Below are 2,049 nucleotides of genomic sequence, written 5' to 3' on the forward strand. Positions count from 1 at the left end.
GTAGAGCACTTCGGATACCGGTTTATATGGCGTGACCGAGAAGGTTTTCACTTCCGTAGTATCATCATCAACTCCTTCCATGGTAATGTCGGCAAATACCCGGGCTTCAAAACTACTTGCGACACCGTCAGCAATGGCCCATTCTTCGCGAACCAGTTGATTCAAACTTCGAACGGTGAAACTCTTTTCAAAAACACCTTTCCCCATGGTGTAGCTTTTTGCTGATGAAAAGTTATTGCCAGCTTTGTCAATTTCAAGGGTATACGCCATGGAGCTTCCTGTGCCACGATTCGTTCCGCGAGTCCAGTTAATATTCAGAGCGTTACTTTCCGCTTGCTTTTGAGACAATACTAAAATGCTGTCCGACACACTTAACGCGATCGGTTCGCCCATTGAGATGACGATTTCCTCATCTTTCTGACAGGAATTCAGAAAAAAGCCTGCACACAGCAGCAATGCACCCAGCAAAAGTTGGCTTCCGGAGCTCAGTAAGTTACGGGCAGGTTGAATTTTATATTTCTTATTTTTCATTTTATTCGATTTAATCATGGTGATTATTTATCTTTTTAATCACTTCAAGCCATTAATAGCCTGGGTTTTGAATCAGGTTTGGATTCGATTCAATCTCCTTCAGAGGAATCGGGAAGAGCAGGTGCTTCTCCGTAGCATTCAATTTTCCGATGGAATGCAGGAAGTCCAGTCCCCACTGGCCATTATCTACCCGGATCAGGTCGAACCAACGCTGGCCTTCAAATGCAAGCTCCATCCGGCGTTCGTGCAAAATCACTTCTTTCATTTCGGCTTGCGAAAGATCCGAAACTGCAACTAATCCGGCACGGGTGCGAACCCTGTTTAAAGGAGATTCAGCTTCATTCGTGCGTCCCAGGTTATTTAACGCCTCCGCTTTCATAAGCAATACGTCGGCAAATCGCAGGACAGGAAAGTTTTTTGGACTGTTGTCGTAGGTCGGTGAAACAGCCTTGGTGACCAAGAATTTACGGACATTATATCCGGTTGAAGAGTAGGCCGGATCGTATTCCATACCATCAAAAGCCGGGCAGCCCTCATAAAAGATCGTAGCATCCTTGCGCAAGTCTCCCGCCTCGTATGAATCGACAAACTCCTGGGTAGGCTGGTTCCATCCCCATCCGCCGGCAACCATTCCCGAGTTGCGCGGCCCCTGAAATGTACTTAGCCAGGAAGCCTGATTTTCATTGCCCCAGAAATCTTCTCCTGCGTCGCCAACATACTGAACCTCAAACAAAGACTCAACCGAGTTTTCGTTATTCACATCAAAATTATCGGCATAATTTAGGTTCAGACTGTAGCCCATAGCTTCGACCTGGCTGGCCAGGCTCACCACCTGTTCCCAGTCTCCAAGGGTTAAATACACTTTAGCCAGCAGCCCGGTGGCGGCTCCTTTCGTGGCTCTTCCCAAGTCGTTGGATGAATAGGCTGATTTAAGCGGCAGCATTTCCATCGCGGCAGTCAAATCATTTATAATAAGCTCATAAACTTCGGCTTTTGGCGTTCTTACCAAACGAAGGTCATCACCCGGTTCCTGCGGTTCAGTAATTAAAGGAACATCGCCGAAATAGCGAACCAAAATGAAATAGTACAATCCCCTCAGAAAATGAGCTTCGCCCAAAACCTGGTTCTTCACCTGCTCATCAATGTCCATTTCAGGAACTTTTTGCAGAATTACATTGCTTCGCAAGATGCCGGGAGAAGGCCCGCGGAATAAGTCAAGAACACCGGGATTATCGGTTGCCGTTACAAAATTCGACATGTCTTGGGTTTCACGCCCGTCATCACCACCACCGGCTCCCACGATGCTGTTTCCGGCCATAATGTCGGATGTCCACATGCGCATGTTGTATAGTTTTGGCCACTGCAGGGGCTGATAGGCGCCATTGATGGCAACAATCGCATCTTCTTCAGTTTGATAAAAGTTTTCGGTATTGATCGTGTCCAATGGCGATTTGTCCAAAAAATCCTCGCTGCAGGATGTTGCTGTGACGATCAACAGGATGATTGGTATATATTTAA

Annotated in this window: 2 protein-coding genes; both read right to left on the minus strand. The window is 46.9% G+C overall.

The window, feature by feature from the left end; genetic code table 11:
• Positions 1 to 531, minus strand: a 531-nt coding sequence (locus tag AAC033_RS19090) for a SusE domain-containing protein (protein WP_339741175.1), incomplete at its 3' end; no start/stop codon positions are given.
• Between the two features lie 52 nt (positions 532 to 583).
• Positions 584 to 2,049: RagB/SusD family nutrient uptake outer membrane protein (locus AAC033_RS19095; RefSeq protein WP_339741177.1), on the minus strand; the 1,466-nt coding region annotated here is incomplete at its 5' end.

Source organism: uncultured Sunxiuqinia sp. (assembly GCF_963974515.1).
GTDB lineage: Bacteria > Bacteroidota > Bacteroidia > Bacteroidales > Prolixibacteraceae > Sunxiuqinia.